Source organism: Roseateles aquae (assembly GCF_032337115.1).
Taxonomy (GTDB): Bacteria; Pseudomonadota; Gammaproteobacteria; order Burkholderiales; family Burkholderiaceae_C; genus Roseateles_C; species Roseateles_C aquae.
Genome location: NZ_JAVXZY010000005.1, coordinates 111,772 through 137,576, shown reverse-complemented (window position 1 = coordinate 137,576; position 25,805 = coordinate 111,772). Strand labels below are relative to the sequence as shown.

The following is a 25,805-nucleotide window of genomic DNA, read 5'->3' as shown; positions in this document are numbered from 1 at the left end:
CGATGCGGATCGGCCCCTATGTGCTGCCGAATCGCCTGTTCGTCGCGCCGATGGCCGGCGTCACCGACCGCCCTTTTCGCCAGCTGTGCCGGCGCATGGGGGCGGGCTATGCGGTGTCGGAGATGGTCACCTCGCGCAAGGACCTGTGGCAGAGCCTGAAAACCTCGCGGCGGGCCAATCACGACGGTGAGGCAGCGCCGATCGCGGTACAGATCGCCGGCACCGATGCGCCGATGATGGCCGAAGCGGCCGTCTTCAATATCGAGCGCGGCGCCCAGATCATCGACATCAATATGGGCTGCCCGGCCAAGAAGGTCTGCACCAAATGGGCCGGCTCGGCGCTGATGCAGGACGAGCCGCTGGCGCTGTCCATCATCGAGGCCGTCGTTGCCGCTGCAGCGCCGCACGGCGTGCCGGTGACGCTGAAGATGCGCACCGGCTGGTGCGCGGCCGAGAAGAACGCGGTGCGGCTGGCCCGGCTGGCCGAAGACGCCGGCGTGGCCATGGTCACCGTCCACGGCCGCACCCGCGAACAGGGCTATAGCGGCCTGGCCGAGTACGACACCATCGCCGCCGTCAAGGCCGCGCTGCGCATACCGGTGGTCGCCAACGGCGATATCGATTCGCCGCAGAAGGCCGCCCAGGTACTGCGCTACACCGCCGCCGACGCCCTCATGATCGGCCGCGCCGCCCAGGGCCGGCCCTGGATCTTTGCCGAGATCGCCCACTACCTGGCCCACGGCGAGCTGCTGCCGGCACCCAGGGTGATGGACGCCCTGAACTGGCTGACCGAACACCTGCACGACCACTACAGCCTCTACGGCGAGCTGACCGGCATGCGCACCGCGCGCAAGCACATCGGCTGGGCCGTACGGGCGCTGCCCGGCGGCGAGGATTTCCGCCAGGCGATGAACCGGCTGGAGAGCTGCGAGGAACAACTCGCGGCGCTGGCCCACTGGCTGGGCGCGCTGGCCCAGCAGCATGAACGACTGCCATACCTGAGCGCAGGGCTGGCGGCCAACGACGAACAAGAAGAGAACCGAAGGCTGATGGCATGACGCCCAAACCGATTGACGCCTGTGTGCGCGAAAACCTCGAAGCCTATTTCCAGGATCTCGATGGCGAGGAGCCGCACTCGATGCACGACATGCTGATCAAGCTGGTCGAGCGCCCGCTGCTCGAGGTGGTGATGCAAAAAGCCCAGGGCAACCAGAGCAAGGCGGCCGAATGGCTGGGCATCAACCGCAACACCCTGCGCCGCAAGCTGACCGAACACCAGATGCTGTGAGCGCGGCCCCCGCGACGCCCGCCGCCCCCAAAGAATTCACACTCCCCGACGAGCACCTGCCATGACGACTTCGCCCACTTTGACCGCCCTGATCTCCGTGTCCGACAAGACCGGCATCCTCGAATTCGCCAAGGAGCTCCACGCGCTGAACGTCCGCCTGCTGTCCACCGGCGGCACCGCCAAGCTGCTGGCCGACGCCGGTCTGCCCGTCACCGAGGTGGCCGACCACACCGGCTTCCCCGAGATGCTGGACGGCCGCGTCAAGACCCTGCATCCCAAGGTGCACGGCGGCCTGCTGGCGCGTCGCGACTTCCCCGAGCACATGGCCGCAGCGGCCCAGCACGGCATCACCATGATCGACATCCTGGCCGTCAACCTCTACCCGTTTGAGGCCACCGTCGCCAAGCCCGGCTGCACGCTGGAAGACGCGATCGAGAACATCGACATCGGCGGCCCGGCCATGGTGCGCAGCGCGGCCAAGAACTGGAAGGACGTCACCGTGTTGACCGACGCCAGCCAGTACGCCCAAGTGCTGGCCGAACTGAAGGCCGAGGGCAAAACCAGCGACAAGACCCGCTTTGCCGCGTCCGTCGCCGCCTTCAACCGCATTGCCCAGTACGACGCGGCGATCAGCAACTACCTGAGCGCCCGCACCGAGGAAGGCACGCTGTCCGAATACCCCGGCCAGATGAACAGCAACTTCATCAAGGTGCAGGACCTGCGCTACGGCGAGAACAGCCACCAGACCGCCGCGCTCTACCGCGATCTGCACCCTGCACCCGGTTCGCTGGTCACCGCCAAGCAACTCCAAGGCAAGGAACTCAGCTACAACAACATCGCCGACTCCGACGCCGCCTGGGAATGCGTGAAGAGCTTTGACGTGCCCGCCTGCGTGATCGTCAAGCACGCCAACCCCTGCGGCGTGGCCGTCGCCGCCAACGCCGCCGAAGCCTATGCCAAGGCCTTGAAGACCGACCCGACCAGCGCCTTCGGCGGCATCATCGCCTTCAACCGCGAGGTGGACGGCGCCGCAGCGGCCCATGTAGCCAAGCAGTTCGTCGAAGTGCTGATGGCGCCGAGCTTCAGTGCCGAAGCGTTGGAGATCTTCAAGGCCAAGGTCAATGTGCGCCTGCTGCAGATCGACCTGCCGCCCGGCGGTGCCACACCCTGGCTGCAAGGCCGCAACCTGGGCGACAGCAAGCGCATTGGCTCCGGCATCCTGCTGCAAAGCGCCGACAACCACTTCCTGAAGAAGGAAGACCTGAAGATCGTCACCACGCTGCAGCCCACGGCCCAGCAGCTTGACGACCTGATGTTCGCCTGGACCGTGGCCCAGTATGTGAAGAGCAATGCCATCGTCTTCTGCGGCGGCGGCATGACCCTGGGCGTGGGCGCCGGCCAGATGAGCCGTGTCGATTCGACCAAGATTGCCGCCATCAAGGCCGCCAACGCCGGCCTGGAGCTGAAGGGCTCGGTGGTCGCCAGCGACGCCTTCTTCCCCTTCCGCGACGGCGTCGATGTGCTGGCCGATGCCGGCGCCAGCTGCGTCATCCAGCCGGGCGGCTCAATGCGCGACGAAGAAGTGATTGCCGCCGCCAACGAGCGCGGCATCGCCATGGTCTTCACCGGTGTGCGCCATTTCCGCCACTGATCGCACATTTCGTCACCAGCGGTCACAAGCGCAATGCGCAACTTGACCGCCTTTCAATCTGGGATCGGCATACTGCAAGGTTCGGTCGCAAGGCCGGCCCCCCTTGAGCGACATCCCTGCAGCAGCTGACCCCGATGAAAAACGACTCCGCGCCTCCGACCGACGAAGCCCGTCGCCTCTTGCTGCAAGGTTTGGCGGCCGGATTGAGCGGTGCTGGACTGAGCGCCTGTGGCGGCGGTGGCGCCGCTGCCACACCGGCGACAAGTCCTTCTGTAGACCCTACGCCTAGCCCGGGCCCTACGCCGACGCCGACGCCGACGCCGACGCCGACGCCGACGCCGACGCCGACGCCGACGCCGACCCCTACGCCACTGCCTACGCCGACGCCAGTACCGGTCCCAGTTCCGACACCGACGCCGACACCCGTTCCGGTGCCGGTGCCGGTGCCGGTGCCGGTGCCTGTGCCAGTGCCGGTTCCGGTTCCGGTTCCGGTGCCGGTTCCAGTCCCGGTTCCAGTTCCAGTTCCCGGGCCGACACCTACCCCTACCCCTACCCCTACCCCTACCCCTACCCCTACGCCCACGCCCACGCCTACGCCTACGCCCACGCCTACGCCCACGCCAGTACCTGGGCCTGCGCCAACTCCGACACCTGCGCCAGGGCCCACACCGACGGGCAGCATGGCCGTCACCTTGACCAATCGCGGTTCGGCAGGACTCAAGGCCTTTAGCGGGGGGCAAGCCTTCCGGGCTGGTGACGTACCGGCTGGCAAAATCCCGACCAGTGATCTGGTCGACTTCCAAGTCAGCGTGCTGAACCGCTGGCCGGATGGCAGCTTGCGCTTCGCCCTACTGTCCGGCCGAGCACTGCTGGCCGCTGGGGAAACCAAACGCGTGACATTGAGTGTTGCCAACGCATCGGCATCCGCGGGCGCCCTGCTAACTGAAAACGCCTTGGCCCAGTTCGATGCGCAGCTCAGTTTCGCGCCCTTCGGCAGTGTGTCGCTGCGAACATTGGTCGGTACCGCATCGAGCCTGCAAAACGGTCGCTACACGGCAGGCCGGGTGAGGCAGTTGTTCAGTGGTCCTTCGTTATCTTCCTGGCTGTATTTTTCGCCGATCGGTGGTCATGCGCATTTGTCAGCCTGGTTCGAGGTCCGCGTGCATGCTGGCGGCGACATTGAGATCCTGCCTTGGCTGGAAAACGGCTGGCTGGATGTGCCAGGGCCGAGCAGTTTCGATGGCACCTTGAGCTTCTCGATCAATGGCGTTCAGCAACTCTCGCAGGCGCTGACGGTACCGAATCACACCCGTGTCGCGGCCATCAATGGCGCACCACTGCCTTACCGCGTTTCATCCACTGGATTCGCGGAGATGACACACGACGTTGCCTATCTGCAGTCAACACGTCTGGTGCCCAGCTACTTCAGTGGCGTCAACAACGCGACCATCGAGCGCCAGCCCCGTACCTTCCAACCCCAGGCTCTGCTGAGTTTCCCGGTCGGCATGGGCTCGGGCGGCTACTCCCCGACCATCGGTCTGCTGCCGGAATGGGATGTGGTTTATCTGGCAAGTAACGGCGATCTGCGAGCGCGTGACGCCGTGCTGGCGCACGGCTTGGCCGCTGCCCGTTACCCGGTGATTTATCGTGACCAACGCACCAACAAACCTTTGGCGTTTTCGTCCTATCCTGACTTGGTTGTTGCCGGCGGTGAGACAAGCGCCATCGCCAGTGCGGGAGCAAGCAGCAAATACCTGTATACCCCGACCCCCACTGGCGTGGCGCCGCCAGTCTGGGCAACATCTCATGCACCGTCCATTGGTTATCTCGCCTACTTGCTCAGCGGCTGGAACTTCTATGCGCAGCAGGTGCAGCATGCCGCTGCGCTGACGTTTTTGAAGCAAGGCAATCTGACGCGAATGGGCACGCTGGGCGTTCTGCCGCCCAATATCGGTGCGAATACAACCCGAGGCGCCGCGTGGAGCATACGTACCCTGGCGCAGGCAGCCGTCGCCACACCTGACGCTGAACCAGACGTTCAGCGCGAACTGCTGAACATGATCAGCAACAACATCAACTACTACCACGCTAACTACGTGGCCATGCCCAACAATCCTCAGGGAATTTGCGCGCCATACACAGACTACAACGCCAACAGTGGCAAATACGAACATGCGATCTGGATGGAGGACTTTCTGACCGGTGCTTTCGGCTATTTGAAGGCGGTGGGACTGCCTCTGGCTGCCGACGTCAAGAAGAAACTCGACGAATTTTTTGCCTGGAAGGCCCAGAGCGTGGTCGGTCGCCTCGGCGTGCCAGGCGACTCGAAGTCGTACCATTACTGTGACGCCGCGCAATTCCTCATGATGCTCGCGCCGAGCGACTCGGCCGACTGGGTAACCGGCAAGGGCCCCTGGTACAGCGACTGGGGCCAAATCTATGTCGCGACCCTTGGAAAAGCCAATGTTGCTGCCGCCAGTGATCAGCTGCGAGGGTCCTATTTCCCGACGGCGACAAGCTACTGGGGCAATATGCAACCCGCACTGGTGTACGCAGTCGAGCACGGTGCAATTGGAGCGGCAGATGGCCGCCGCCGGATGGTGACAGCTCCCAATTGGCAAGGCTTTATCAACGACGCCAAGGACAACCCGGTCTGGGCATTGCGCCCCTGGAGTGGCGCATGAAACGAAGCACCCCCCTGATCGCCGCCCTCGGGCTGGCGCTGAGCGCCTGCGGTGGCGGCGGCAACAGCAGCGGCAGCCCTTTGATTCCTGGGGCAGTTCCTGCGCCTACACCAGCACCAGCACCAGCACCAGCACCAGCACCAGCACCAGCTCCCGCGCCCGCACCTACGCCTACGCCTACGCCGAGTCCATCGCCCGAGCCTAGCCCCGGCACGACACCAGTACCTGTCCCGGTACCGGTTCCCGTGCCTGTGCCTATTCCGGTGCCGGTGCCGGTGCCGGTGCCTGTGCCGACTCCAACACCAACGCCAACACCGGTACCGACGCCTGTGCCAACACCGGTACCGGTACCGGTCCCTGTACCCACACCCACACCCACACCCACACCCACACCCACACCCACACCCACACCCACACCCACACCCACACCCACACCCACACCCACGCCCACGCCCACGCCTACGCCTACGCCTACGCCTACGCCTACGCCTACGCCTACGCCTACGCCTACGCCCACGCCTACGCCGAGCAGCTACACGCTCAGCGTCTTCATGGCCGGTAGTGGAAGCGGCACGGTCACAGGCAAGGCCCTGGTCTGCAACAGCAACTGCAGCACGACACTGGCGGCGAATACCACGTTCACACTGCAGGCCACGCCCGCAGCTGGCTCGGTCTTTGATGGCTGGGGCGGCGCCTGTGCCGGTTCGCAGACACAGTGCACGGTCACGCTGAGCCAGGCCCGTTCAGTCACGGCCGGGTTTGTGCCGGCCGATCTGCGCAACGCCGCGGTCGATGCGCTGATTGCCGGCATGCCTGCCAACTCCTGGAAGGCACTGCCGAGCACGCAGATGAAGGACGTCTGCCCCAGCCCCTACCAGGCCTATTTCTGCGCCAACGTGATCACCGCCTGGAGTGGCGGCGCCTACGACGACAAGCGCGATCGGATGATCGTCTATGGCGGCGGGCACAGCGACAGTTGGTACAACAACGTGTTTGCCTTTGATCTGGCGGTGATGAAGTGGCAGCGCCTGACCGAGATGTCGGCCGGCGCCGACGGCGCGAACCCGGGGCCGGGCTGGAACGACAGCCGCCTCGAGAGTTGCGGCTACTACCCCAAGAGCGCCAACATCAACCTGCCGGCCTCGGTGATGATGGCCGGCAAGCCCTATGTCGACTACGACAAGTGCTTTGTCGAGCCGGTGGTGTCGCAACTGAATCTGCAGCAGCCGCGCTCGGATCACACCTATGGCAAGGTGTTCGTTGACACGGTCAACGACCGTTACTGCTATTACGGCGGTGGCGCCTATCCTGGCGCGCAAGTCGACGATTTCGGCATCGATTGCCTTGACCCGCAGACGCGGCTGTGGGAGCGGGTGGCGCGACGCCCGGCCGATGTCTACGGCCGCGGCCAGGTTGCTGTCGATGCCAAGGGCCTGGTCTGGTACCTGACCGCCGAAGGTGCGCCGATCACCGCCTACAACACCGCGACGCGCCAGTTCCAACGCTACGGCTACGTCAATTACGAGACCGGCGGCGGCACCGACATCGACCGCCAGCGCAACCACATGTATGCGCTGGCCTCACTGGCCGACGGCAGTTATGCACTGCGCCGTTTTGATCTGAACAACACCGCCAGCCTGCAGGCCAAGACCGGGTACACGCAGATCACGGCCAGCGGCACGGCGCCAAACCAGATCGGCACGCGCCCCGGCTTCGCCTACGCCGACTCGCGCGATCGCTTCTATGCCTGGGGCGGCGGCCGCAACGTCTATGTCTACGATCCGCAAACCCAGGCCTGGTCGACAGCGGCCGGCACCGGCGACGATCCCGGTGCCCAGCAGAACTGGGGCACCTACGGTCGCTTCCGCTGGAGCGGCAAGCGCGGCGTGTTCGTGCTGGTCAACAGCACCACACAGGACGTGATGATCTACAAACCGGGCAACTGAGCGGGAACGTCGGCACAGGCCTCAGCCGTGCCAAGGAAAAAGCCCCAGTGAACTGGGGCTTTTTTGTGTCGGCTGGAAGCGCTCAGCCCTGCTTGCGGCGCCGGACTGACGCCACGCCGGCCAAGGCCAGCCCCACCAAAGCCAGGCTGGTCGGCTCGGGCAAACGGGCGGCGTCGGCACCGAACAGGCTGACCGCGACGGCGCTGTTGCCAGCGTAGGTGCTCGACCAGTTCACGCCACCATTGTGCGTTTCGAAGGCGCCACCGCCATTGGCCGTGGCCAGATAGGTCTGGAAGTCGCTCGAGACGGCCTGGACGGCGAAGAAGTAGTTGCCTGCTGCCAGACTGATGGACGGCAGGCTGAAGCCCTCTTCGACCAGGTCGAGCCCGTAGTTGCTGCCGACCGACTGGCGCGAGTTGATCACGCTGCCCTGGCCCGAGGCCAGCACTGCACCGGGCGTACCGGCGGTGCCGAGCAAGAACATCCAGTTGGCGGCGCTGGGCTGGGTTGAGCCGAACCGCACGAAGGCGGTGAAGGAGGCGCCGGTCAGCGTGGTGGCGCTGCTCAGGGTGAAGGCCTGGGCGGCGTAGTCATTGCCCGCACCGACCGAGGCGGCGCAAGTCGTGCTGAACACGCAATTGCCATTGGCCGCATTGGTCGGATTGGCGAACACCACGCCCGCCTCCGCAGCCTGGAGGGACAGCAATGCAAGGGTGGCTGCGGCAATGGTCTTCTTCATGGGATGGGCTCCGGTTGGATGGTGGATGTCGAGGACGGCGCTCACGCCGGCTGACGCTGCTCGTCGGCGACTGGCAAGCGCTTGCGCCAATGGACTTGATTGTTGCCAGCCCGCCCCTAGCGCCCAGCCCACACACCGGGGGGAAGGCTGGGCCAAACGCGGCTTTGGTCACACAAGTGGCAACTGTCAGCCTGTCACCACCGTGACACAGCCGCGTTAGATGCATTCCTCTAGCCCAGGGCCAACACGCTTGGCGTGGTCGATGCTTTGGGGGTAGCCTCAAAGCCAAGAACCTGCGGGCCAGCGAGCGTCGCCGGCACGCGGGCTGAGAAGGCCGAGAACAAGGGCGGAGACAAGACATGAACCAATCGCTTCAGGAGCGCCTGCATCTGGTGCTGGAGCAGCAGCGCACCGCCTTTGCGGCCGAGATGAGCCCCAGCCTGGCGGTGCGCCGCGATCGCCTGCAGCGACTGGGCGCGATGACGCGCCAATACGCGACCGAGCTGGCCGAGGCCATCGCCGCCGACTTCAGCCATCGTGCGCCGCAGGAAACGCTGCTGGCGGACGTGTACACCGTCGAGAGTGGCGTCAACCATGCCTTGTGTCACCTGCGCTCGTGGATGAAGCCGCGCCGCATGCCCACCGCGATGCAGTACCTGCCGGCCAGCAACCGGCTGCTGCGCCAGCCGCTCGGCGTCGTTGGCATCGTCTCGCCCTGGAACTACCCCTATTACCTGGCGATGGCGCCGGCGCTGGCCGCGCTGGCGGCCGGCAACCGGGTGATGATCAAGCCCTCGGAGCTGACGCCGCAGACCTCGCTGCTGATGGCGCGCATGGTCGCCGAGTTCTTCAAGCCCGAGGAAATGCAGGTCATCATCGGCGATGCCGAGGTCGGCAAGGTCTTCACCCAACTGCCTTTCGATCACCTGTTCTTCACCGGCTCGACGCCGGTTGGCCGCCTGGTCGCCCAGGCCGCCGCGCAACACCTGACCCCGGTGACGCTGGAGCTCGGCGGCAAGTCGCCGGCCCTCATCGACCGCAGCTGCGATCTGGCGCTCACCGCCCGCCGCCTGGCCTTCGGCAAGCTGCTCAACGCCGGCCAGACCTGCGTGGCGCCCGACTATGTGCTGGCGCCGCGCGAGCTGGTGGCCCCGCTGGCCGAGGCGCTGCAGCAGGCCATGCGCCAGCTCTACCCGACGCTGGACACCAACCCCGACTACAGCGCCATCGCCACGCCGCGCCATCACGCCCGCCTGCAAGGCCTGCTGACCGACGCCCGCGAGCGCGGCGCGCAGCTGCTGCCCACGCACGAGGAGGCCATGACAGGCCGCAAGCTCACGCCCCATCTGCTGCTCGATGTGAACGAGGAGATGGCGGTGATGCGCGAGGAAATCTTCGGCCCGCTGCTGCCCATCGTCGCCTACGACACGCCCGACGAGGCGCTCGCCTACATCAACCGCCACGACCGGCCGCTGGCCCTGTACTGGTTCGGTAACGACCGCGCCGCGCGCGACCATGCGCTCGCCCACAGCCACGCCGGCGGCGTGACGGTGAACGACTGCATCTGGCATCTGGGCCAGGAAGATCAGCCCTTCGGCGGCGTTGGCGCCAGCGGCATGGGCAGCTACCACGGTGAATGGGGCTTCCGCACCTTCAGCAAGGAAAAGCCGGTCTTCATCCAATCGCGCTTCGCCGGCACCGCGTTGTTCTACCCGCCCTATGGCAAGACCTTTGACCGCCTGCTCGCGCTCCTGAAACGCATCAGCTGAGCATCCATCCCCCATGACCGCAAACACTCCCCTGATCCAACGCCGCCGCCTGCTCAAGCTCGGCCTGGGCGCCACCGTGCTGCTCGGCGTGGCCGGCGCCGGTGTCGCGCTGCTCAAGCCCGGCCTGGTGGAAGGCCGGCTCTCGGCGCCGGCAAGCAGCCTGATGCGCGCCGTCGCCGCCGCGGTGTTCGAGGGCCTGCTGCCCGCCGACGCAGCCGCCCGCGAGGCCCGGCTCGATGCGCACATGAAGCGCTTGAACGACACCCTGGCCGGCCTGCCACCAGCGCTGCGCGCCGAGCTCTCGCAGGTGCTGGCGCTGCTGTGCAGCAGCGGCGGCCGCCTGGCGTTGACCGGCCTGGCCAGCGACTGGGCCAGCGCCACGCCCGCCGAGGTGCAGGCCACACTGAAGACCATGAGCCTGTCGACGCTGGACGTGCGCCAACAGATCTACCACGCGTTGCGTGACCTGAACACCCTGGTGTTCTTCACCGACCCGGCCAGCTGGGCCCTGGTCGGCTACCCCGGACCGAGAGAGATGCCATGAGCAGCATTGCAGACCCGATCAAGGAGGGCCTGGCCCGCGGCTGGAAGGTGCTGGGCGGCGCCGCTGCGCAAGGCCTGGGGACCTTGCCGGCCACGCTGGAGGCCGATGTCGTCATCATCGGCAGCGGTGCAGGTGCCGGCATCAGCGCCGAGATGCTGGCCCGCGCCGGCTTGAAGATCGTCATCGTCGAGGAAGGCCCTCTGCGCTCCAGCAGCGATTTCCGCCAGCGCGAGACCGATGCCTATGGCCAGCTCTACCAGGAGTCCGGCGCACGCAAGAACGCCGACCAGAGCATGCCCATTCTGCAGGGCCGCTGTGTGGGCGGCTCCACCACCGTCAACTGGGCCGGCTCCTTCCGCACACCGGCCGAGACACTGGCCTGGTGGGCCGAACGCTTTGGCGTCAGCGAGGTCGGCGGCGAGCAGATGAAACCCTGGTTCGAGCAGGTCGAGCGCCGGCTCAATATCAGCGAATGGCTGACCGAACCGAATGGCAACAACAGCGTGCTGCGCCGCGGCTCTGAGAAGTTAGGCCTCAAGGCGCCCAGCATCAACCGCAACGTCAAGGGCTGCTGGAATCTGGGTTCCTGCGGCCTCGGTTGCCCGACCAATGCCAAGCAGTCGATGCTGGTGACCACCATCCCCGCGGCACTGGACCTCGGCGCCACGCTGCTGGTGCAGACCCGCGCCGAGCGCTTCGAGTTCGATGGCGATACCGCCAGCGCGCTGATCGCCCAGCCCATCCTGCTTGACGGCACACCCAGCGGCGCGCCGCTGCGCCTGCGCGCCAAGCATTTCGTCGTCGCCGGCGGCGCGATCAATTCGCCGGCCCTGCTCTTGCGCTCCAAGGCGGCCGATCCGCATGGCCTGCTCGGCAAACGCACCTTTCTGCACCCCACCGTCGCGGTGTCGGGCCAGATGCCCGAGCCGGTCAACGGCTGGGCCGGCGCGCCGCTGGCGGTCTATTCCGACCACTTCCTGCACACCCAGGCCATCGACGGCCCGATCGGCTACAAGCTGGAGACCGCGCCCGTGCATCCCGGCTTTGCGATGACCAATCTGGGCGGCATGGGCAAGGAACTCGTCGCACGGGCAAAGGACTTCCCGCAGATGAGCGTGCTGATCGGCCTGCTGCGTGACGGCTTCCACCCCGAGGCCAGCGGCGGCAGCGTCAAGCTCAAGAGCGACGGCAGCGCCGTGCTCGACTATGCGCTGACGCCCTATCTGCTCGACGGCGCCCGCCGCGCCCACCTGACGATGACCGAAATCCAGTTCGCCGCCGGCGCCAAGACCGTGCGCCCGGCCCACGAGCTGGCGCGCGACTACGCCAGCTGGGCCGAGGCCCGCGAGGCCATCGCCGCCCTGCCCTACAAGCCCTACATCACCACGGTGGGCAGCGCCCACGTGATGGGCGGCTGCGGCATGGCGGCCGACGCCAAGCGCGGCGTCGTCCGCCCCGACGGCCAGCACTGGCAGATCAAGAACCTGTCGGTCCACGACGGCTCCATCTTCCCAACCAGCATCGGCGCCAACCCGCAGATGTCGGTCTACAGCCAGGCCGCACGGCTAAGCGCCGGTTTGATCAAGCGGCTGACAGGCAAGGACGCAGCAGCGCTGGGCTAGGCTGTGCGAAAGGGGCTCCAAGGGCCCCAATCCGTGTTGTGCCCGGTACCGCCTGCGGGCGGTGCTGGGGTCAGACCTTGCGCGTCGCACGTCGCGGCGCCGTTTCGTCATGCCAGCAAGGCACTGGCAGCGCTACCATTCCCCCATGTCTCTCGCCAACTCCACGGGCCTGTTCCTGGCCTTTCTGGCGCGCCTGATCACTGGCGCGCAGGGGCACTGGAAAGGCTGTCCGCCCAAGGCGGAGCAGCGCATCTATTTCGCCAATCACCAGAGCCATTTCGACTGGGTGCTGATCTGGGCGGCACTGCCGCGCGAGTTGCGGGTGCAGACGCGGCCGATCGCGGCACGTGACTACTGGACCGGCTCGCCGCTGCGCCAATGGCTGACCAGCAATGTGTTCAACGCCATCTACGTCAGCCGCACCCGCAGCACGCCGGATGAAGACCCGCTGGAGCCGCTGGTCGAGGCGCTGGCCAAGGGCGACTCGCTGGTCATCTTTCCCGAGGGCACGCGCTCCAACAAGGGCGAGCCGCAGGCCTTCAAGGCCGGGCTCTTCCACCTGGCCGAGCAGTTCCCGCAGGCGCGGCTGATTCCGACCTGGATAGACAACGTCCAGCGCGTGATGCCCAAGGGCGAGGTCGTGCCGGTGCCGATTCTGTGCACGGTCACCTTCGGCACGCCGATGCAGCTGCAGCCGGGGGAGGACAAGCGCGCCTTCCTCGCCCGCGCCCGCGAGGCGGTGATGGGGCTCAAGCCCAATGGCTGGAAGTGAGTTGATGCGATGACCGCACTGCGTTGGCTCAAATCCCTGAACAGCAGCGAGCAGGTTGCCTTCCTGTTCGTGCTGCTGTTCGGCGCGCTGATGCTGACCAGCATCGGCAGCTTTCTTTTCTCGCTGAAGAAACGCGGCGACGACGACGAGGCCTGGTGGGCCGGCTGGCAGCGTTTCCGCCATGAGCTGAACATGGTCTGGGTCTTCGCCAGCCTGTTCTGGGCCGCCTGGGTGTCGGGCCCGGTCGGCGCGACGCTGCTGTTCGGCGTGCTGTCCTTCCTGGCGCTGCGCGAGTTCATCACCCTCTTGCACACCCGCCGTGGTGACCACCGCAGCCTGCTGCTGGCCTTCTTCTTCATCCTGCCGCTGCAGTATGTGCTGGTCGGCACGCGCCACTTCGACATCTTCTCGGTGCTGATCCCGGTCTATGGCTTTCTGGCCATTCCGGTGGTCAGCGCGCTGGCCGATGACCCGGCCCGCTTTCTGGAGCGCAATGCCAAGATCCAGTGGGGCATCATGGTTTGCGTCTACGGCCTCTCGCATGCGCCGGCCCTGCTGCTGCTGGAGTTCCCCGGCTACCAGGGCCGCGGTGCCTTCCTGCTGTTCTTTTTGGTGATGGTGGTCGGCAGCGGCCAGATCGCCCAGTACCTGGCCACCCGGATGCTGCGCCGCCGGCCGGTGGCGCGGCGCATCAGCCGCTCCTTCTCGATGCGGGCCTGGTGGATTGGCGTGCTGGCGGCGGCCGTGGTCGGCACGCTGCTGTACTGGATCACGCCCTTCAAGGCCGGGCAGGCGCTGGTGATGTCCTTCATCGCGGCCGGCGCCGGCAGCTTCGGCGCGCTGGTGATGAAGGCCCTGAAGCGCGATGCCGGCGTGCACTACTGGGGCAACCGCAGCTCCATCACCGGCGCCGTCGGCCTGCTCGACCGCATTGCCGTGATGTGCTTTGCCGCGCCGGTGTTCTTCCATTCGGTGCGCTGGTATTTCAAGCTGCCGCTGTAGTCAACTTCGCCCGTCTCACGCCATGCCCCACTACCTCGCCAGCTGCCTGTGCGGCGCCGTCGCCCTGGAGATCAGCGGCGGCATCGATGCCATCATCCATTGCCACTGCTCGCGCTGCCGCAAGTCCAGCGGTACCGCCTACGCCACCAACGGCTTCATCAGCCGCAGCGGCCTGCGCATCAGCCAGGGTGAGGACTGCATCCGCAGCTACGAAGTCAAGGCCGGCCGGTTACGCCACTTCTGCGGCATCTGCGCCTCGCCGCTTTTCAGTTCCAACCGCGACGACCCCGAGCGATTGCGCCTGCGCCTGGGCATCCTGGACTCCGATATCACCGAGCGCCCGATATCGCACAACTTCGTCAGCTCCCGTGCCTGCTGGGACGAGCTGGACGCCGCCCTGCCGCGCTACGACGGCAGCGAGCCCGGGCGCTGAAGCCGCGTGCCTGCCAACAGCTGCGACACTCGTGGCATGAACACCGGCGCACAAACCACGGTTTTGACAAGCGCACAGCGCAGGCTCGGGTCCGCTTCTCCGACCCGAGCCTGCGCCGAAGCCGTTTCTTCCACCGTCACCCGCGAGCCCTGCTGAATGCGCATCCTCGGCATCGACCCCGGCCTGCAGACCACGGGCTTTGGCATCATCGATGCCGATGGTCCGCGGCTCAGCTATGTCGCCAGCGGCACGATCAAGACCAGCGCGGTCGCCACCGGCGATCTGCCCGCGCGGCTGAAGATCATCTTCGACGGCATCCGCGAGATCCATGCGCGCTACCAGCCCCAGTGCGCGGCGGTTGAAATCGTCTTCGTCAACGTCAATCCGCAATCAACGCTCTTGCTCGGCCAGGCACGCGGTGCGGCGCTGACGGCGCTGGTGTCCTGCGAGCTGCTGGTGTCCGAATACACGGCGCTGCAGATGAAGAAGGCCATCGTCGGCCATGGCCATGCGAAAAAGGAGCAGATCCAGGCGATGATCAAGCGACTCTTGAACCTGCCTGGCGAGCCGGGCAAGGATGCTGCCGACGCCCTGGGCCTGGCCATCATGCACGCCCATGCCCGGGTGTCCTTCGAGGCCATGGGCAGGAGCACGACGCTGCAGCGCCGTCAGCATGCACAGTTCAAGGGTGGCAGAACCTACTAGGGCCTGTTAACAGTACGTCTGTCTGTGCGAGAGGGGCTCCAAGGGCCCCAATCCAGGCGGACGACGCTGCCCAAGCTGGCCGCCTGGGCAAGGCGTTCAACACCGAGTGGGGCCCTTGGAGCCCCTTTCCCGAAGGGTTGTCACACAAATCGCCGTGCACGTCGTTGCAAAGCCTCGCCGGGGGAGCCGCCCCGGCTTCGCTCATCGCACTTTTGGGCGCCTAGTTCACGGCGATTTGTGTGGCAACGCATCAGATAGACGTAGTGTTAACAGGCCCTAGCGAGGACTCCCCATGTTCGGCATCGCAGACTATGGCGCCTTTGTCGTCGCCATCATCGTGTTCCTGGCCATTCCGGGGCCGGGCAATCTGGCGCTGATCACCTCGACGGGCAAGGGCGGCCGCCGCGGCGGGCTGGCGGCCACGCTGGGCGTGATCGCCGGCGACCAGGTGCTGATGTGGCTGGCGGTGGCCGGCGTGGCGGCGCTGCTGGCGGCCTATCCGCGCGCCTTTGCCGCGGTGCAATGGCTGGGCGCCGGCTATCTGGCCTGGCTGGGCGTCAAGATGCTGCTGGCCAAGCCGGGCGATGCGCCGGTGCTGCAGATCAAGCCGCGGCACTATTTCCGCCAGGCCCTGTTGATCACCCTGCTCAATCCCAAGGCCATCGTCTTCTACATGGCCTTCTTTCCGCTTTTCGTCGACCCGGCCCGCCAGCCCAGCCTCGCCACTTTCGCCGCCATGGCCCTGACGATTGCCGTGCTGACCTTGGCCTACGGCCTGATCGTCGTGCTGCTGACCCACCATCTGGGCGAGCGGCTGCGGCAGAACCCGCGGGTCACGACGGCCTTGCAGCGCCTGGCCGGCATCGTCCTGATCGGCTTTGGCCTGCGGCTGGCGCTGACGCGCTGAAAACTTTTGCGACCGCGATGGAATAAAGCCCGCATCCCCGGTGTTTAGCATCTACCCACCCTGCGGAGATCGCGATGAACATTGCCACACGCCCCTGGACCACGCTGACTCTGTCCTGCAGCCTGGCGCTTGCCGGTCTCGCCGGCCTCGGCGGCTGCGCCAGCATGAGCCCGCCGCCGGCGACGGCCAAGGACGGCGCCCTGGTCGGTGCCAACCAGATGACGCTCTACACCTTTGACAAGGACACGGCGGGCAGCGGCAAGAGCGTTTGCAACGGCCCCTGCGCCACGAACTGGCCGCCGCTGATGGCGGCGGCTGATGCCAAGCCGGCCAGCGCCGACTGGAGCCTCATCACCCGCGACGACGGTGCCCGCCAATGGGCCTACAAGGGCCGGCCGCTGTACTTCTGGGTCAAGGACCAGAAGCCCGGCGACCGCAGCGGTGACGGCGTCAACAAGGTCTGGCACACCGCCACGCCCTGAGCCTCAAGAGCAGCAGCCCGGGCCATGATCCTCGACGAGGCCCTGCCCCATCTGCCGCGGCTGCGGCGCTATGCCCATCTGCTCACTGGCGATGGCGCCAGCGCCGACGACCTGCTGCAGGACACGCTGGAGCGCGCCGCCGCCAAATGGGCGCTGTGGCAGCCCGAGCGTGGCCACGGCACGCGCGCCGAGGCCTTGCGCGCCTGGCTGCTGACGCTGATGCACCGGCTGTTCCTGAACCAGCTGCGCGACCTACGCCAGCATCTGTACGAGGAGTACCAGGACGAGGCCTCGCCCGCACCCGACCCGCAGGCCCAGTTGCACCTGCGCCTCGACCTGGAACGCGCGTTGGCCGCCCTGCCGGCCATCTCGCGCGAAGTGCTGCTGCTGGTCTGCGTCGAAGAGCTGTCCTACGAGGCCGCCGCCGAGGTGCTCGATCTGCCGGTGGGCACGGTGATGTCGCGGCTGTCGCGCGCCCGCGAGCGGCTGCGTGCGCTGATGCAGGGCGAGGCTGGCGTGGCAGCCGGCGCTCGCCTGCGCGTCGTCAAGTAAGGCCCACACCATGACCCACCTCAACTTTGACGATGCCACGCTGCACGCCTACGTCGACGGGCAGCTGAGCGCCTACGAGGCGGCCGAGGTGACGCACTGGCTGCAGTCCCATCCCGAGCAGGCGGCCCGCGTGCTGGAGTGGCGCAGCCAGCGTGCCGCCCTGCAAGGCCTGAAGGCGCAGATGCTGGACGAGCCGGTCCCCGCCGCCCTCCTGCAGGCACTGCGCCCGGCCGCTGCACGCTCGCGCAGGCAAGACCTGGCCCCCTGGCAGCAAGCGCTGGCCGCCGCCCTGCTGCTCGGCCTGGGCCTGGGCTTGGGCTGGGGGGCTCACGACTGGCACGACAGCCAGGGCAACCAAGCCAAGGCCGGGCAACAGCAAGCCACGGCACCCGAGTTCGTTCGCGATGCGGCGATTGCCCATGTGGTCTACCAGGCCGAACGGCGCCATCCGGTTGAGGTCGGCGCCGATCAGCAAGAGCATCTGGTGCAGTGGCTGAGCAAGCGGCTGGCGCAGCCGCTGCGGGTGCCCGATCTGCGTGATCAGGGCTATCGCCTGGTTGGCGGCCGCTTGCTGCCCGCCGGCGATTCCAGCGGCCCGGCCGCCGCCGAAAGCACGCTGGCCCGGGCGCAGTTCATGTTCGAGAACGAGGCCGGCGAACGGCTAACGCTTTACATCAGCACCTCGGGACCGACACAGGCCGCGCCGGCCCGCTTCAGGCTCACCGAGCACAGCGAAGGCGGCCGCACCATGCGCAGCTTCTACTGGCTCGACGGGCAACTCGGCTATGCCCTCAGCGGGCCGCTTGACGCGGGGCGGCTGAACGAGCTCGGCAGCCTGGTCTATGCACGCTTGAAGGCCGAGAAGGGCTGAAGCGGCCGTGTCGCTGGCTGGCGCCAAGGATGAAAAAAACGGCGCCCGAGGGCGCCGTTTTCATTGCGCGAGCCTGGCTCAGCCCGGCATGCGGCGACGGGCGGCAAAGCCCACGGCCAGCAAGCCACCCAGGGCCATCGCCAAGGTCGAAGGCTCCGGCACGGCCGGCGTGGCCGCAACCGTGTAGCTGCCGCTGCTCTCGACGCCATTGACAGGCGTGTAGTGCAGGAAAGCGTCGTTGGCGTCAAAGCTGCCCGAGGTCAGCACCAGCGTCTTGCTGGCGTCCTGGAAGCTGTAGCTCAGGCCCAGGAACACGCCGTCCTGGTAGTCGGCGGTGGCGCTGGCATTCAGCGTGTAGCTGTTAGACAGGAAATTCAGCTGGAAGCTGCTGAGCGACAACTGCTCGAAGCCGCTGCCGGTGACAGCCGCCAGGTTCAGCTCATAGCTGCCGCTGAACAGCTGGCCCAGCTCGGGGCCGGCGTCAATCTTGCCGGAGAAGGTGAAGCTGTCGGCCTGCGCGCTGGCGCTGCCCAGCAGCAGAGCGGCGACGGCGGCCAGGGTGGTTTTGCGAATGTTCATGGTGAACTCCATTTGCTGTTATTCGATTCAGAACTTGAAGCTGCCGGCATTGATGGCCGCGCAAGCAACGCCCTTGAGCAGCACGACCGGACGCGAGGCGGCCGGACCAACGGCGCCATCGGGGTCATAGCCGATCAGTGCACTGCCAGCGGCATTGCTGCAGGTGACGAAACCTTGGCCCAACGGATCGCCACTCGTGATACCGACGTTCTTCAGCAGCTCGGTAAACACCAGCTTGTCCTCGCCAACGGTGAAGTCGGTGATGGTGTCCAGGCCATCGGCGCCGGTCTTGTAGACGAACTGGTCGCGGCCCTTGCCGCCGGTGATGGTGTCGCGGCCCAGGCCACCGGTGATGACGTCGTCGCCATCGCTGCCCTTGATCACGTCATTGCCATTGCCGCCGTTGATGTCCTTGACCAGGTTCAGCTCCATCACCATCGGATCGTGGTCCGAGGAGCGATAGGGCGTGGCGGTGTAGTAGTCGGGGCCACAGGTGGCGCAGGCGGGCTGCTTGAACTCGAGGTTGTAGTCGATGATCAGCGGCTCGTCGGCGTTGATGTGCCAGGAGGTGGCCGCCACCACCTTGGGCGACAGGCTGGCCGTGGCAAAGCCATGGTCCAGACGGCCCGAGCCGCCGTCGAAGATGTACGAATAGTCGTAGCGATCGAAACGGCTCAGCTGATCGACCACCGCGCCGCCCGCGGTCAGTGTCGCGATTGGATCCTCCATCGAGTGGGCGTTGAAGTCGCCCATCATCACGACATCCTGCGTGCCATAGCTGGCTTGCACCTGGCCCAGGAAGCCCTGCAACTGGTTGATCTGCTGCACGCGGGTGCTGTTCCAGCACCCCTGCAGACCGTCGTCGGTGTCAGCGCCCGAGGCCGGGCAGCTGCCCTTGGACTTCAGGTGGTTGACGATGACGGCGAACTTGGCGCCATTGGGCGTCACAAAGCCTTGCGCGAAGGGCGGGCGGTTGTTGATGTCGGCCGGATCGGACATCGACAGACCCTGCAGCGTCAGCTTGCCGGGTTTGTAGATCATCGCGACGCGGATGGCATCGTCACCGCTGCCTTGCGGTGCTGCGGGCACGCGGGCATAGGTGCCGGCGCCCATCACGGCATTGAGCGAATCGACCAGGTGCTGGACGGCCGTCTCGCCATTGTTCTGGATCTCCATCAGGCCCAGCACATCGGCGTTCAGGCCGCTCAGATTGGCCACCGTCTTGGCGCGCTGACGCAGGAACTCGGCCAGGCTGTCGGCGCCGCGGCAGTTGGACTTGCTCACCGAGCCGCCGAGACTGCAGCCTTGGCCGGTCTTGCCGTCAAAGGTCGTGCCATCGGTGAAGGTGGTGAAGAAGTTCAGCACATTGGCGCTGGCGATGCGGACATTGCCGCCCGAGATCTGCGGCGTGGCCGTGCGCGGGTTGGTGCGGTCAAAACTCGGCGCAGTCAGTGCGTGCACCTTGTAGATGCCAAATCCGGTATTGCTGCTGGTGGCCAGGCCGTAGTCGACCACGCCGGTGATGCCGCTGGTGCTGTCGCCGGCACGCACGGTGTTGTCAGCCGCCAGGAAAGGCGTCGGGTTCGGGTTTTGCAGGCTGCTGCCGTCGTCCAGCAGCACGCTGCGGCGGCGGTTGTCAGCGAGCAGCGCCAAGGCGTCGGCGCCCGGGCGCAGCAGATGGGTCGGCGTGTAGACGCGGCCACCCGCCGCCAAAGTCAGCTGACCAAAGCGACCCAGGAAGTAGTTCTGCTGCACGGTCAAGGGGCCGCGCAAGGTCACCACCATGCCTTCATAGGCCTCCAGGCCATCGGCCGGCAGCGTGGCCAGATCGACTTCGACCGGCGTGATCGCATAGCCACTGCCCGTGACGGTGATGCTGGTCGGGCTGGTCAGCTGGGTCAGCGTATGCGCCAAGGTATCGGCATTGCCGGCGGCACCGACATTGAACTCGGCGACCTTGCCGCTCAGCTGGATCTGCTGACCGACGCTGACGGTGGGTGCCGTGCTGGTGAAGACAAAAATGCCGTCCGAGGTGCTGGGGTCGCCATCACCGATCGGGTCTTGCAGGAAGAAACCGTTGTTGTTCAGCTTGCTGACAACACCGCTGGTGGTCACGGTCTGGCCTTCCATCGGGCTCTTGGCGCCAGCACCCTGGATCTTGTAGATCGGGGTCAGGCCGGTCAGCGTGGCGGTAAAGCTGCAGCTGGCGGTCTGGCCATCGTCATTGCTCCACTGCAGTTGCAGCGGATAGCCACCAGCACCCACCGAGCTGGCCACCTGGATGGTCTGGCTGGCGACGCCGCCCTTGGCGGACGCGGCTGAGAAGCTGCCCAGCGTGAAGCCGGCAGGCAGCGAACCGACGACGGCCGCGGCATTGACGATGCTGTCGGAGTCGGTCGCGCTGGTGCTGATCAGACCATTGCTGCCGGCGGCCAGGCTGACATCGGGGCAGCTCGCCACGATGGGCTGATTGGCCGGCGGCGTCGATGAGCAAACGTTTGCTGGCGACGCAGAATTGCGTGCATTCGGGGCGCCGGTGGCGAAGTCCGCCGCGTTGTTGTTGTTGTCGGTACAGCCGTTGTTGGCACGCAGCGCGGCCAGCGTAGCGCTCAGCACCGGGGTCGGGCTGCCTTCGGTGGCGGTCGAGTTGCCGTAGCTGACGATGTCTTCAGCGCTCGGGTTGGCGCCGCTCAAAGCGGTGGTGCTCTTGACCAGGGCCACCTTGCCGCTGGCAGCCGCCATGGCGATGGTGCCGGTCACGTCGCCGGTGATGTCAACCGTGCCGCCGGTGCCGGCCGCCTGCTTGATCAGCAGGTATTTGCCGGGCTGCAGCGACACCGCCGGCAGCGCCGTGGTCTGCCAGGAGGTACCGGTGGCAGACGCATACTGCACCGACCAGCCTGCCAGGCTGACCGCGCTGCTGCCAGCATTGAAGATCTCAACGAAGTCGTTCTTCAGCGTGGCGCCGGAATTGCCGCCACCGCCGTAGACCTGGCTGATCACGACGCCGCTGGTCGAGGCCAGCGCGACGGGCATCGCAAACGCGGCCGCCAGCGCAGCCGCCATCGGGCTTGCAAGATGTTTGATTTTCATAAGTTTGGAGCTTGTGAGCACAACAAGGAGTCGCCTCTGAATTAGCAGCGGCGGCCGACGCCAGGCAGCTGAGGAATGCCAGCAGGCACGCGCGCCGACTGCCCAGCGGCACGTGTGGCGGATGCTAGCCAGCGCAGGAAAATGCGCCAGACACTTGAATGCGGGGGGCCGCGGAGCACGTCGGAACAGCGCAACGCCATTTCCCCGGGTTTGCCAGCAGCAAACGATTTGCGTCCCGGCTTCGGTCGCTAACGCCACGGCAAAAAACCATTCGCTATGCCGCAATCGGTGCGAAAAAGTCGCCTTCAGGTGCGTCGTGCACCGCTCTGACACAGGGCCGTCACCGTCGATCAGGAAAACCCTAGCTGACAGCGGCTGTGCGGCAATCGCGCATCAAGTGATTCGTCATGCCCACCGCTCTACGAGCCAGGCAAAGGCCCTGGGCCGCACTCGGCTGTCGTCAAATCGTCATCGAAGAGCCACGGGCGGCGAACCGCCTGCTGACACGCGGTGACATCGGGAAGTTGGCACAATCGCCTGCTCCTGCCTAGGCGCCCTGTGCGACTGGCCGCTGCCGCTTTCGGCCTTCACCGCATCTGCCACCGCCCCTGCATGACGCTTCACGCCCTGATCGCCGGCTTTGTGCGCCGCCACTGGCGCTCCTACGCCGCCGCCGCCGTGATGCTGGCCAGCATCGCCATGCTGACCGTCTGGATCCCGCGCCAGGTGGGCCATATCGTCGACGGCCTGGCCGCCCACCGGCTGCAGGGTCAGGCCTTGCTGATCGAGCTGGGACGCCTCGTCGGCGCCGGACTGCTGATCTATTTGCTGCGGGTGGGCTGGCGCTTGCAGTTGTTTGCCGCCGCCTATCAGCTTGGCCGCGAGTTGCGTATCCGGCTGTATGAACGCATGACGCTGCAAGGCCCGGCCTTTTTCCAGCGCCAGCGCACCGGTGATCTGATGGCGCTGGCGACCAACGATGTTGATGCCGTCGAGATGGCCGTCGGCGAAGCGCTGCTGGCCGCCTTCGACGGCTCGCTGACGCTGATCCTGGTGCTGGCGATGATGACGCTGGGCGTCGACTGGCGGCTGGGCCTGGCCGCCCTGCTGCCCTTCCCGCTGATGGCCTTGGCCTTCTGGCGCATCTCAGAGCATGTGCACCAGGCCTGGAAAGCCTCGCTGGAGCGCTTTTCGGCGCTGAACCAGCATGCCCAGGACAGCCTGGCCGGCGTGCGCACGCTGCGGGCGCTGGGCCTGGCCGAGCGCGCCGGCAGCCAGTTCAGTGCACTGGCCGATCATGCCGGCGAAGCCGCGTACCGCGCGCAGCGCTGGGAGGCCGCCTATGAGCCTGCCGTCGGCATGACGCTGGGCCTGGCGGTCGCGATCGCGCTGGGCCTGGGCGGCTGGCTGGTGGCGCAGCAGCAGCTCAGCATCGGCCAGCTGACCTCGTTCACCATGTATCTGGGCCAGCTGATCTGGCCGATGTTTGCCGCCGGCTGGGTGCTCTCGCTGTTGGAGCGCGGCCGTGCCGCCTGGGCCCGGCTGCAACCGGTGCTGGAGGCGCCACTGAGCCTGCAAGACCATGGCCGCCAGACCATGCCGGCCGCGGCCGATGTGCGCCTGAACGCCGTGAGCTTCAGCTACCCGCAGGCCAGCCGCGCGGCCCTGCAGGACATCGCATTGGAACTGCGGCCCGGCCAGACGCTGGGCCTGGTCGGCCCCACCGGCGCGGGCAAGTCGACGCTGCTGCGCCTGCTGCTGCGCCAGTTCGAGCCCGCCCGGGGTCAGGTCTTGCTAGGCGGTGTGCCGGCTGGCGAGATTCAATTGGACCTGCTGCGCCGCGCCATGGCCTGGGTGCCGCAGGAGCCCTTTCTGTTCTCGGCCAGCATTGCCGACAACATCGCGCTGGCCCGGCCCGAGGCCAGCCGCGCCGAGGTCGAGCAGGTGGCCAGGCTGGCCGCCGTGCATGAAGACATCCTGCGCCTGCCGCAGGGCTACGAGACCCAGGTCGGCGAGCGTGGCGTGACGCTGTCCGGCGGCCAGCGCCAGCGCGTCGCCATCGCCCGCGCACTGCTCAGCCAGGCGCCGCTGCTGCTGCTGGACGATGCGCTGTCGGCCGTCGACACCGGCACCGAAACGCAGATCCTCACGCATTTGCGCGAGCTGCGTCAGCAGCAGGCCGGGCGCAGCCTGATCGTTGTGGCCCACCGGCTCAGCAGCGTGATGGATGCCGATCAGATCATCGTGCTGCGCCATGGCCAGATCAGCGAGCGCGGCAGCCATGCCGAGCTGCTCGCCCTGGGCGGCTGGTATGCCGCGCAATGGCGCTACCAACAACTGGAGGCCAGCATCGATGCAGGCTGAAGACAAGACGGGCAGCGATGCCCGCCCCTGGGATGCCGTGGGCCTGCTGCTGCAGGCGGCGCGGCCCGAAAAGCGCAAGCTGCTGTGGGGCCTGCTCTGGCTCTTGGTCGCTGCTGGACTGGAGGCCCTGGGGCCGGCACTGGGCAAGCGCTTCATCGACGAGCATCTGCTGGCGCGCCAATTCGATGTGCCGGCCATGGCCGGCCTGATCGGCGCGGCGCTGGCCTGTGCCTGGGCGTCATCTTGGGTGCGCTATCTGCAGCTGGCGCGTATGGCCGGCATCGCACGACGCTCGGTGCTGCGGCTGCGCGAACAGGTCTTCAGCCATGTGCTGAACCTGCCCATGGCCTTCTTTGATCGGGCCATCACCGGCCAGCTGGTCAGCCGCGTCACCAACGATACCGAGGCGGTCAACACCCTCTATCGCCAGGTGCTGTATGTGATGCTGGACTCCAGCCTGGTCGTGCTTGGCTCCATCGTCGCGATGGCCTGGCTGGACTGGCGGCTGATGCTGATCGTCGTGATGCTGGTGCCGGCCAGCGTGCTCATCATCTGGTTCTACCAGCGCTGGAGCGCGCCGGCGGTGCAGGCCGCGCGCGCGCTGCGCAGCGACATCAATGCCCAGATGGCCGAGAGCATCGCCGGCATGGCCATGCTGCAGTCCGCCGGCGCGGCACCGCGCTTCGCCCAGCGCTTTGCGGCCACCAATGGCGAGCAGCTGCAGGCGCGCGTTCGCGAGCTGCGCGCCAATGCCTGGCTGCTGCGGCCGGCGCTGGATCTGCTCAATGTGCTGCTGATCGTCACCGTCATTTATGGCTTCGGCCAGCGCGAGCTGTCCGGCCTGGAGCTGGGCCTGCTGTATGCGTTCCTCAGCTATATCTCGCGTGTCGTCGAGCCGCTGATCCAGATCACCATGCAGTTCGGCCAGCTGCAGCAGAGCATGGTCGCCGCGGCACGGGTGCGCACGCTGCTGCAGGAGAGCCGCCCCGCGGCGGGCAGCCGGCCAGACTGCCACATCAGCCGCGGTGCGCTGCAGCTGAACGGGCTGCGCTTTGCCTATGAGAACGGCCGCGATGTGCTGAGCGACATCTCGCTGCAGATCGCCCCGGGCGCTTTCGTCGGCATCGTCGGCCACACCGGCTCAGGCAAGTCGACGCTGCTGTCGCTGCTGCTACGCTTCTACCGACCGCAAGCTGGCGAGATCCTGATCGATGGGCAAGACCTGGCCCTGATTCCCGACACTGCCTTTCGCGCCGCCATCGGCCTGGTGCCGCAGGAGCCCTATCTGATGGCGGCCAGTGCGCGCGAGAACATCGCCATGGGCCGCGACATCAGCGAGGCCGAGATCATCGCCGCCGCGCGGGCCGCCCGCGTCCACGATCTGCTGGCCGGCCTGCCCCAAGGCTATGACACGCTGCTGGGCGAAGGCGGCGCGCGGGTGTCCAGCGGGCAGAAGCAGCTGATCGCGATGGCCCGCGCACTGGCCGGCGCGCCGCGCATCCTCTTCCTCGACGAGGCCACCTCCAATATCGACAGTGCCACCGAGCGGCTGATCACGGAAGCGCTGCGCGAACTGCACGGCCGCGTGACCGTGGTCGCGATTGCCCATCGTCTGTCGACGATACGTGAGGCCAATCAAATCGTCGTGCTCAACCACGGCCGGCTGGCCGAGCGCGGCGATCACGAGGCCTTGATGGCGATCGAGGGCGGGCTCTATCAGCGCCTGGTAACGCTGCAGTCGCTGCAGTCGCTGCAGTCCGACGATGAGAATGAGGAGCTCGAGCCGTCGCAGGCCTGAGCCC

Annotated in this window: 21 protein-coding genes and 1 pseudogene; 19 read left to right on the top strand and 3 right to left on the bottom strand. The window is 66.7% G+C overall.

The window, feature by feature from the left end; genetic code table 11:
* Window positions 1-2 precede the first annotated feature (2 nt).
* The 6 genes and pseudogenes from dusB to RQP53_RS13545 all read left to right on the top strand — a co-directional run bounded on the left by dusB (window position 3) and on the right by RQP53_RS13545 (window position 7,569).
* Window positions 3-1,058 (top strand): tRNA dihydrouridine synthase DusB, encoded by a 1,056-nt coding sequence (dusB, locus tag RQP53_RS13565; protein WP_315651153.1) that lies wholly within the window; start codon window positions 3-5, stop codon window positions 1,056-1,058.
* Window positions 1,055-1,288 carry a helix-turn-helix domain-containing protein gene (locus tag RQP53_RS13560; protein ID WP_315650863.1) on the top strand — a complete coding sequence of 78 codons (234 nt, stop codon included), beginning with the start codon at window positions 1,055-1,057 and terminating at the stop codon, window positions 1,286-1,288. The genes dusB and RQP53_RS13560 overlap by 4 nt, the downstream gene beginning before the upstream one ends.
* A 61-nt stretch (window positions 1,289-1,349) precedes the next feature.
* Window positions 1,350-2,939, top strand: coding sequence for a bifunctional phosphoribosylaminoimidazolecarboxamide formyltransferase/IMP cyclohydrolase (gene purH / locus RQP53_RS13555; RefSeq protein ID WP_315650862.1), 1,590 nt, complete (start codon window positions 1,350-1,352; stop codon window positions 2,937-2,939).
* 680 nt (window positions 2,940-3,619) lie between these two features.
* The gene (locus RQP53_RS13550; protein ID WP_315650860.1) at window positions 3,620-5,623 is read left to right on the top strand and encodes a hypothetical protein; all 2,004 of its coding nucleotides are present in this window, start codon (window positions 3,620-3,622) and stop codon (window positions 5,621-5,623) included.
* Window positions 5,620-5,820 (top strand): annotated as a pseudogene (locus RQP53_RS24770) (YncE family protein); the annotation flags it as partial. The gene RQP53_RS13550 and the pseudogene RQP53_RS24770, both read left to right, overlap by 4 nt.
* A gap of 354 nt (window positions 5,821-6,174) precedes the next feature.
* Complete coding sequence (locus RQP53_RS13545; protein WP_434064097.1) at window positions 6,175-7,569, top strand: InlB B-repeat-containing protein; 1,395 nt, start codon at window positions 6,175-6,177, stop codon at window positions 7,567-7,569.
* An 82-nt stretch (window positions 7,570-7,651) separates the two neighbouring features.
* Here RQP53_RS13545 and RQP53_RS13540 read toward each other — a convergent pair whose 3' ends face one another.
* Entirely contained in the window at window positions 7,652-8,308 is a 657-nt protein-coding gene (locus RQP53_RS13540; RefSeq protein ID WP_315650857.1) for a PEP-CTERM sorting domain-containing protein, read from the bottom strand.
* Window positions 8,309-8,667: 359 nt separating this feature from the next.
* Here RQP53_RS13540 and RQP53_RS13535 point away from each other — a divergent pair, with 359 nt between their 5' ends.
* The 11 genes from RQP53_RS13535 (at window position 8,668) to RQP53_RS13485 (ending at window position 17,967) form a co-directional block, all read left to right on the top strand.
* Window positions 8,668-10,077: a coniferyl aldehyde dehydrogenase gene (locus tag RQP53_RS13535; RefSeq protein ID WP_315650856.1), complete on the top strand. Its 1,410-nt coding sequence runs from the start codon at window positions 8,668-8,670 to the stop codon at window positions 10,075-10,077.
* A 13-nt stretch (window positions 10,078-10,090) separates the two neighbouring features.
* Window positions 10,091-10,621 carry a hypothetical protein gene (locus tag RQP53_RS13530; protein WP_315650855.1) on the top strand — a complete coding sequence of 177 codons (531 nt, stop codon included), beginning with the start codon at window positions 10,091-10,093 and terminating at the stop codon, window positions 10,619-10,621.
* On the top strand, window positions 10,618-12,243 hold the full coding sequence (locus RQP53_RS13525) for a GMC family oxidoreductase N-terminal domain-containing protein (RefSeq protein ID WP_315650854.1): 1,626 nt from the start codon (window positions 10,618-10,620) through the stop codon (window positions 12,241-12,243). Before RQP53_RS13530 ends, RQP53_RS13525 begins: the two co-directional genes overlap by 4 nt.
* Window positions 12,244-12,388: 145 nt before the next feature.
* Window positions 12,389-13,015, top strand: a complete 627-nt coding sequence (locus RQP53_RS13520) for a lysophospholipid acyltransferase family protein (protein WP_315650853.1) — start codon at window positions 12,389-12,391, stop codon at window positions 13,013-13,015.
* A gap of 9 nt (window positions 13,016-13,024) precedes the next feature.
* Window positions 13,025-14,017 (top strand): phosphatidate cytidylyltransferase, encoded by a 993-nt coding sequence (locus RQP53_RS13515; RefSeq protein WP_315650852.1) that lies wholly within the window; start codon window positions 13,025-13,027, stop codon window positions 14,015-14,017.
* A 22-nt stretch (window positions 14,018-14,039) separates the two neighbouring features.
* Entirely contained in the window at window positions 14,040-14,450 is a 411-nt protein-coding gene (locus RQP53_RS13510) for a GFA family protein (RefSeq protein ID WP_315650851.1), read from the top strand.
* 156 nt (window positions 14,451-14,606) lie between these two features.
* Window positions 14,607-15,155: a crossover junction endodeoxyribonuclease RuvC gene (ruvC, locus tag RQP53_RS13505; RefSeq protein ID WP_315650850.1), complete on the top strand. Its 549-nt coding sequence runs from the start codon at window positions 14,607-14,609 to the stop codon at window positions 15,153-15,155.
* Between the two features lie 292 nt (window positions 15,156-15,447).
* On the top strand, window positions 15,448-16,062 hold the full coding sequence (locus RQP53_RS13500; protein ID WP_315650849.1) for a LysE family translocator: 615 nt from the start codon (window positions 15,448-15,450) through the stop codon (window positions 16,060-16,062).
* Window positions 16,063-16,136: 74 nt separating this feature from the next.
* Window positions 16,137-16,544 carry a COG4315 family predicted lipoprotein gene (locus RQP53_RS13495; protein ID WP_434064090.1) on the top strand — a complete coding sequence of 136 codons (408 nt, stop codon included), beginning with the start codon at window positions 16,137-16,139 and terminating at the stop codon, window positions 16,542-16,544.
* A 24-nt stretch (window positions 16,545-16,568) separates the two neighbouring features.
* A complete protein-coding gene (locus RQP53_RS13490; RefSeq protein WP_315650848.1) occupies window positions 16,569-17,096 on the top strand; it encodes an RNA polymerase sigma factor in 528 nt (175 codons plus the stop codon).
* Between the two features lie 10 nt (window positions 17,097-17,106).
* Window positions 17,107-17,967, top strand: coding sequence for an anti-sigma factor family protein (locus RQP53_RS13485; protein WP_315650847.1), 861 nt, complete (start codon window positions 17,107-17,109; stop codon window positions 17,965-17,967).
* Between the two features lie 78 nt (window positions 17,968-18,045).
* Here RQP53_RS13485 and RQP53_RS13480 read toward each other — a convergent pair whose 3' ends face one another.
* The gene (locus RQP53_RS13480) at window positions 18,046-18,546 is read right to left on the bottom strand and encodes a PEP-CTERM sorting domain-containing protein (protein ID WP_315650845.1); all 501 of its coding nucleotides are present in this window, start codon (window positions 18,544-18,546) and stop codon (window positions 18,046-18,048) included.
* A 27-nt stretch (window positions 18,547-18,573) separates the two neighbouring features.
* On the bottom strand, window positions 18,574-21,639 hold the full coding sequence (locus RQP53_RS13475; RefSeq protein WP_315650844.1) for an ExeM/NucH family extracellular endonuclease: 3,066 nt from the start codon (window positions 21,637-21,639) through the stop codon (window positions 18,574-18,576).
* Window positions 21,640-22,251: 612 nt separating this feature from the next.
* On the opposite strand from RQP53_RS13475, the gene RQP53_RS13470 reads away from it, so the two are divergent.
* Complete coding sequence (locus tag RQP53_RS13470) at window positions 22,252-24,003, top strand: ABC transporter transmembrane domain-containing protein (RefSeq protein WP_315650843.1); 1,752 nt, start codon at window positions 22,252-22,254, stop codon at window positions 24,001-24,003.
* Window positions 23,993-25,801, top strand: a complete 1,809-nt coding sequence (locus RQP53_RS13465; RefSeq protein WP_315650842.1) for an ABC transporter ATP-binding protein — start codon at window positions 23,993-23,995, stop codon at window positions 25,799-25,801. The genes RQP53_RS13470 and RQP53_RS13465 overlap by 11 nt, the downstream gene beginning before the upstream one ends.
* Window positions 25,802-25,805 lie beyond the last annotated feature (4 nt).

Coding starts and splice junctions, on each gene's coding strand:
- dusB (WP_315651153.1), top strand. CDS start 3: ATGCGGATCGGCCCCTATGTGCTGCCGAATCGCCTGTTCGTCGCGCCG.
- RQP53_RS13560 (WP_315650863.1), top strand. CDS start 1,055: ATGACGCCCAAACCGATTGACGCCTGTGTGCGCGAAAACCTCGAAGCC.
- purH (WP_315650862.1), top strand. CDS start 1,350: ATGACGACTTCGCCCACTTTGACCGCCCTGATCTCCGTGTCCGACAAG.
- RQP53_RS13550 (WP_315650860.1), top strand. CDS start 3,620: ATGGCCGTCACCTTGACCAATCGCGGTTCGGCAGGACTCAAGGCCTTT.
- RQP53_RS13545 (WP_434064097.1), top strand. CDS start 6,175: ATGGCCGGTAGTGGAAGCGGCACGGTCACAGGCAAGGCCCTGGTCTGC.
- RQP53_RS13540 (WP_315650857.1), bottom strand. CDS start 8,308: ATGAAGAAGACCATTGCCGCAGCCACCCTTGCATTGCTGTCCCTCCAG.
- RQP53_RS13535 (WP_315650856.1), top strand. CDS start 8,668: ATGAACCAATCGCTTCAGGAGCGCCTGCATCTGGTGCTGGAGCAGCAG.
- RQP53_RS13530 (WP_315650855.1), top strand. CDS start 10,091: ATGACCGCAAACACTCCCCTGATCCAACGCCGCCGCCTGCTCAAGCTC.
- RQP53_RS13525 (WP_315650854.1), top strand. CDS start 10,618: ATGAGCAGCATTGCAGACCCGATCAAGGAGGGCCTGGCCCGCGGCTGG.
- RQP53_RS13520 (WP_315650853.1), top strand. CDS start 12,389: ATGTCTCTCGCCAACTCCACGGGCCTGTTCCTGGCCTTTCTGGCGCGC.
- RQP53_RS13515 (WP_315650852.1), top strand. CDS start 13,025: ATGACCGCACTGCGTTGGCTCAAATCCCTGAACAGCAGCGAGCAGGTT.
- RQP53_RS13510 (WP_315650851.1), top strand. CDS start 14,040: ATGCCCCACTACCTCGCCAGCTGCCTGTGCGGCGCCGTCGCCCTGGAG.
- ruvC (WP_315650850.1), top strand. CDS start 14,607: ATGCGCATCCTCGGCATCGACCCCGGCCTGCAGACCACGGGCTTTGGC.
- RQP53_RS13500 (WP_315650849.1), top strand. CDS start 15,448: ATGTTCGGCATCGCAGACTATGGCGCCTTTGTCGTCGCCATCATCGTG.
- RQP53_RS13495 (WP_434064090.1), top strand. CDS start 16,137: ATGAACATTGCCACACGCCCCTGGACCACGCTGACTCTGTCCTGCAGC.
- RQP53_RS13490 (WP_315650848.1), top strand. CDS start 16,569: ATGATCCTCGACGAGGCCCTGCCCCATCTGCCGCGGCTGCGGCGCTAT.
- RQP53_RS13485 (WP_315650847.1), top strand. CDS start 17,107: ATGACCCACCTCAACTTTGACGATGCCACGCTGCACGCCTACGTCGAC.
- RQP53_RS13480 (WP_315650845.1), bottom strand. CDS start 18,546: ATGAACATTCGCAAAACCACCCTGGCCGCCGTCGCCGCTCTGCTGCTG.
- RQP53_RS13475 (WP_315650844.1), bottom strand. CDS start 21,639: ATGAAAATCAAACATCTTGCAAGCCCGATGGCGGCTGCGCTGGCGGCC.
- RQP53_RS13470 (WP_315650843.1), top strand. CDS start 22,252: ATGACGCTTCACGCCCTGATCGCCGGCTTTGTGCGCCGCCACTGGCGC.
- RQP53_RS13465 (WP_315650842.1), top strand. CDS start 23,993: ATGCAGGCTGAAGACAAGACGGGCAGCGATGCCCGCCCCTGGGATGCC.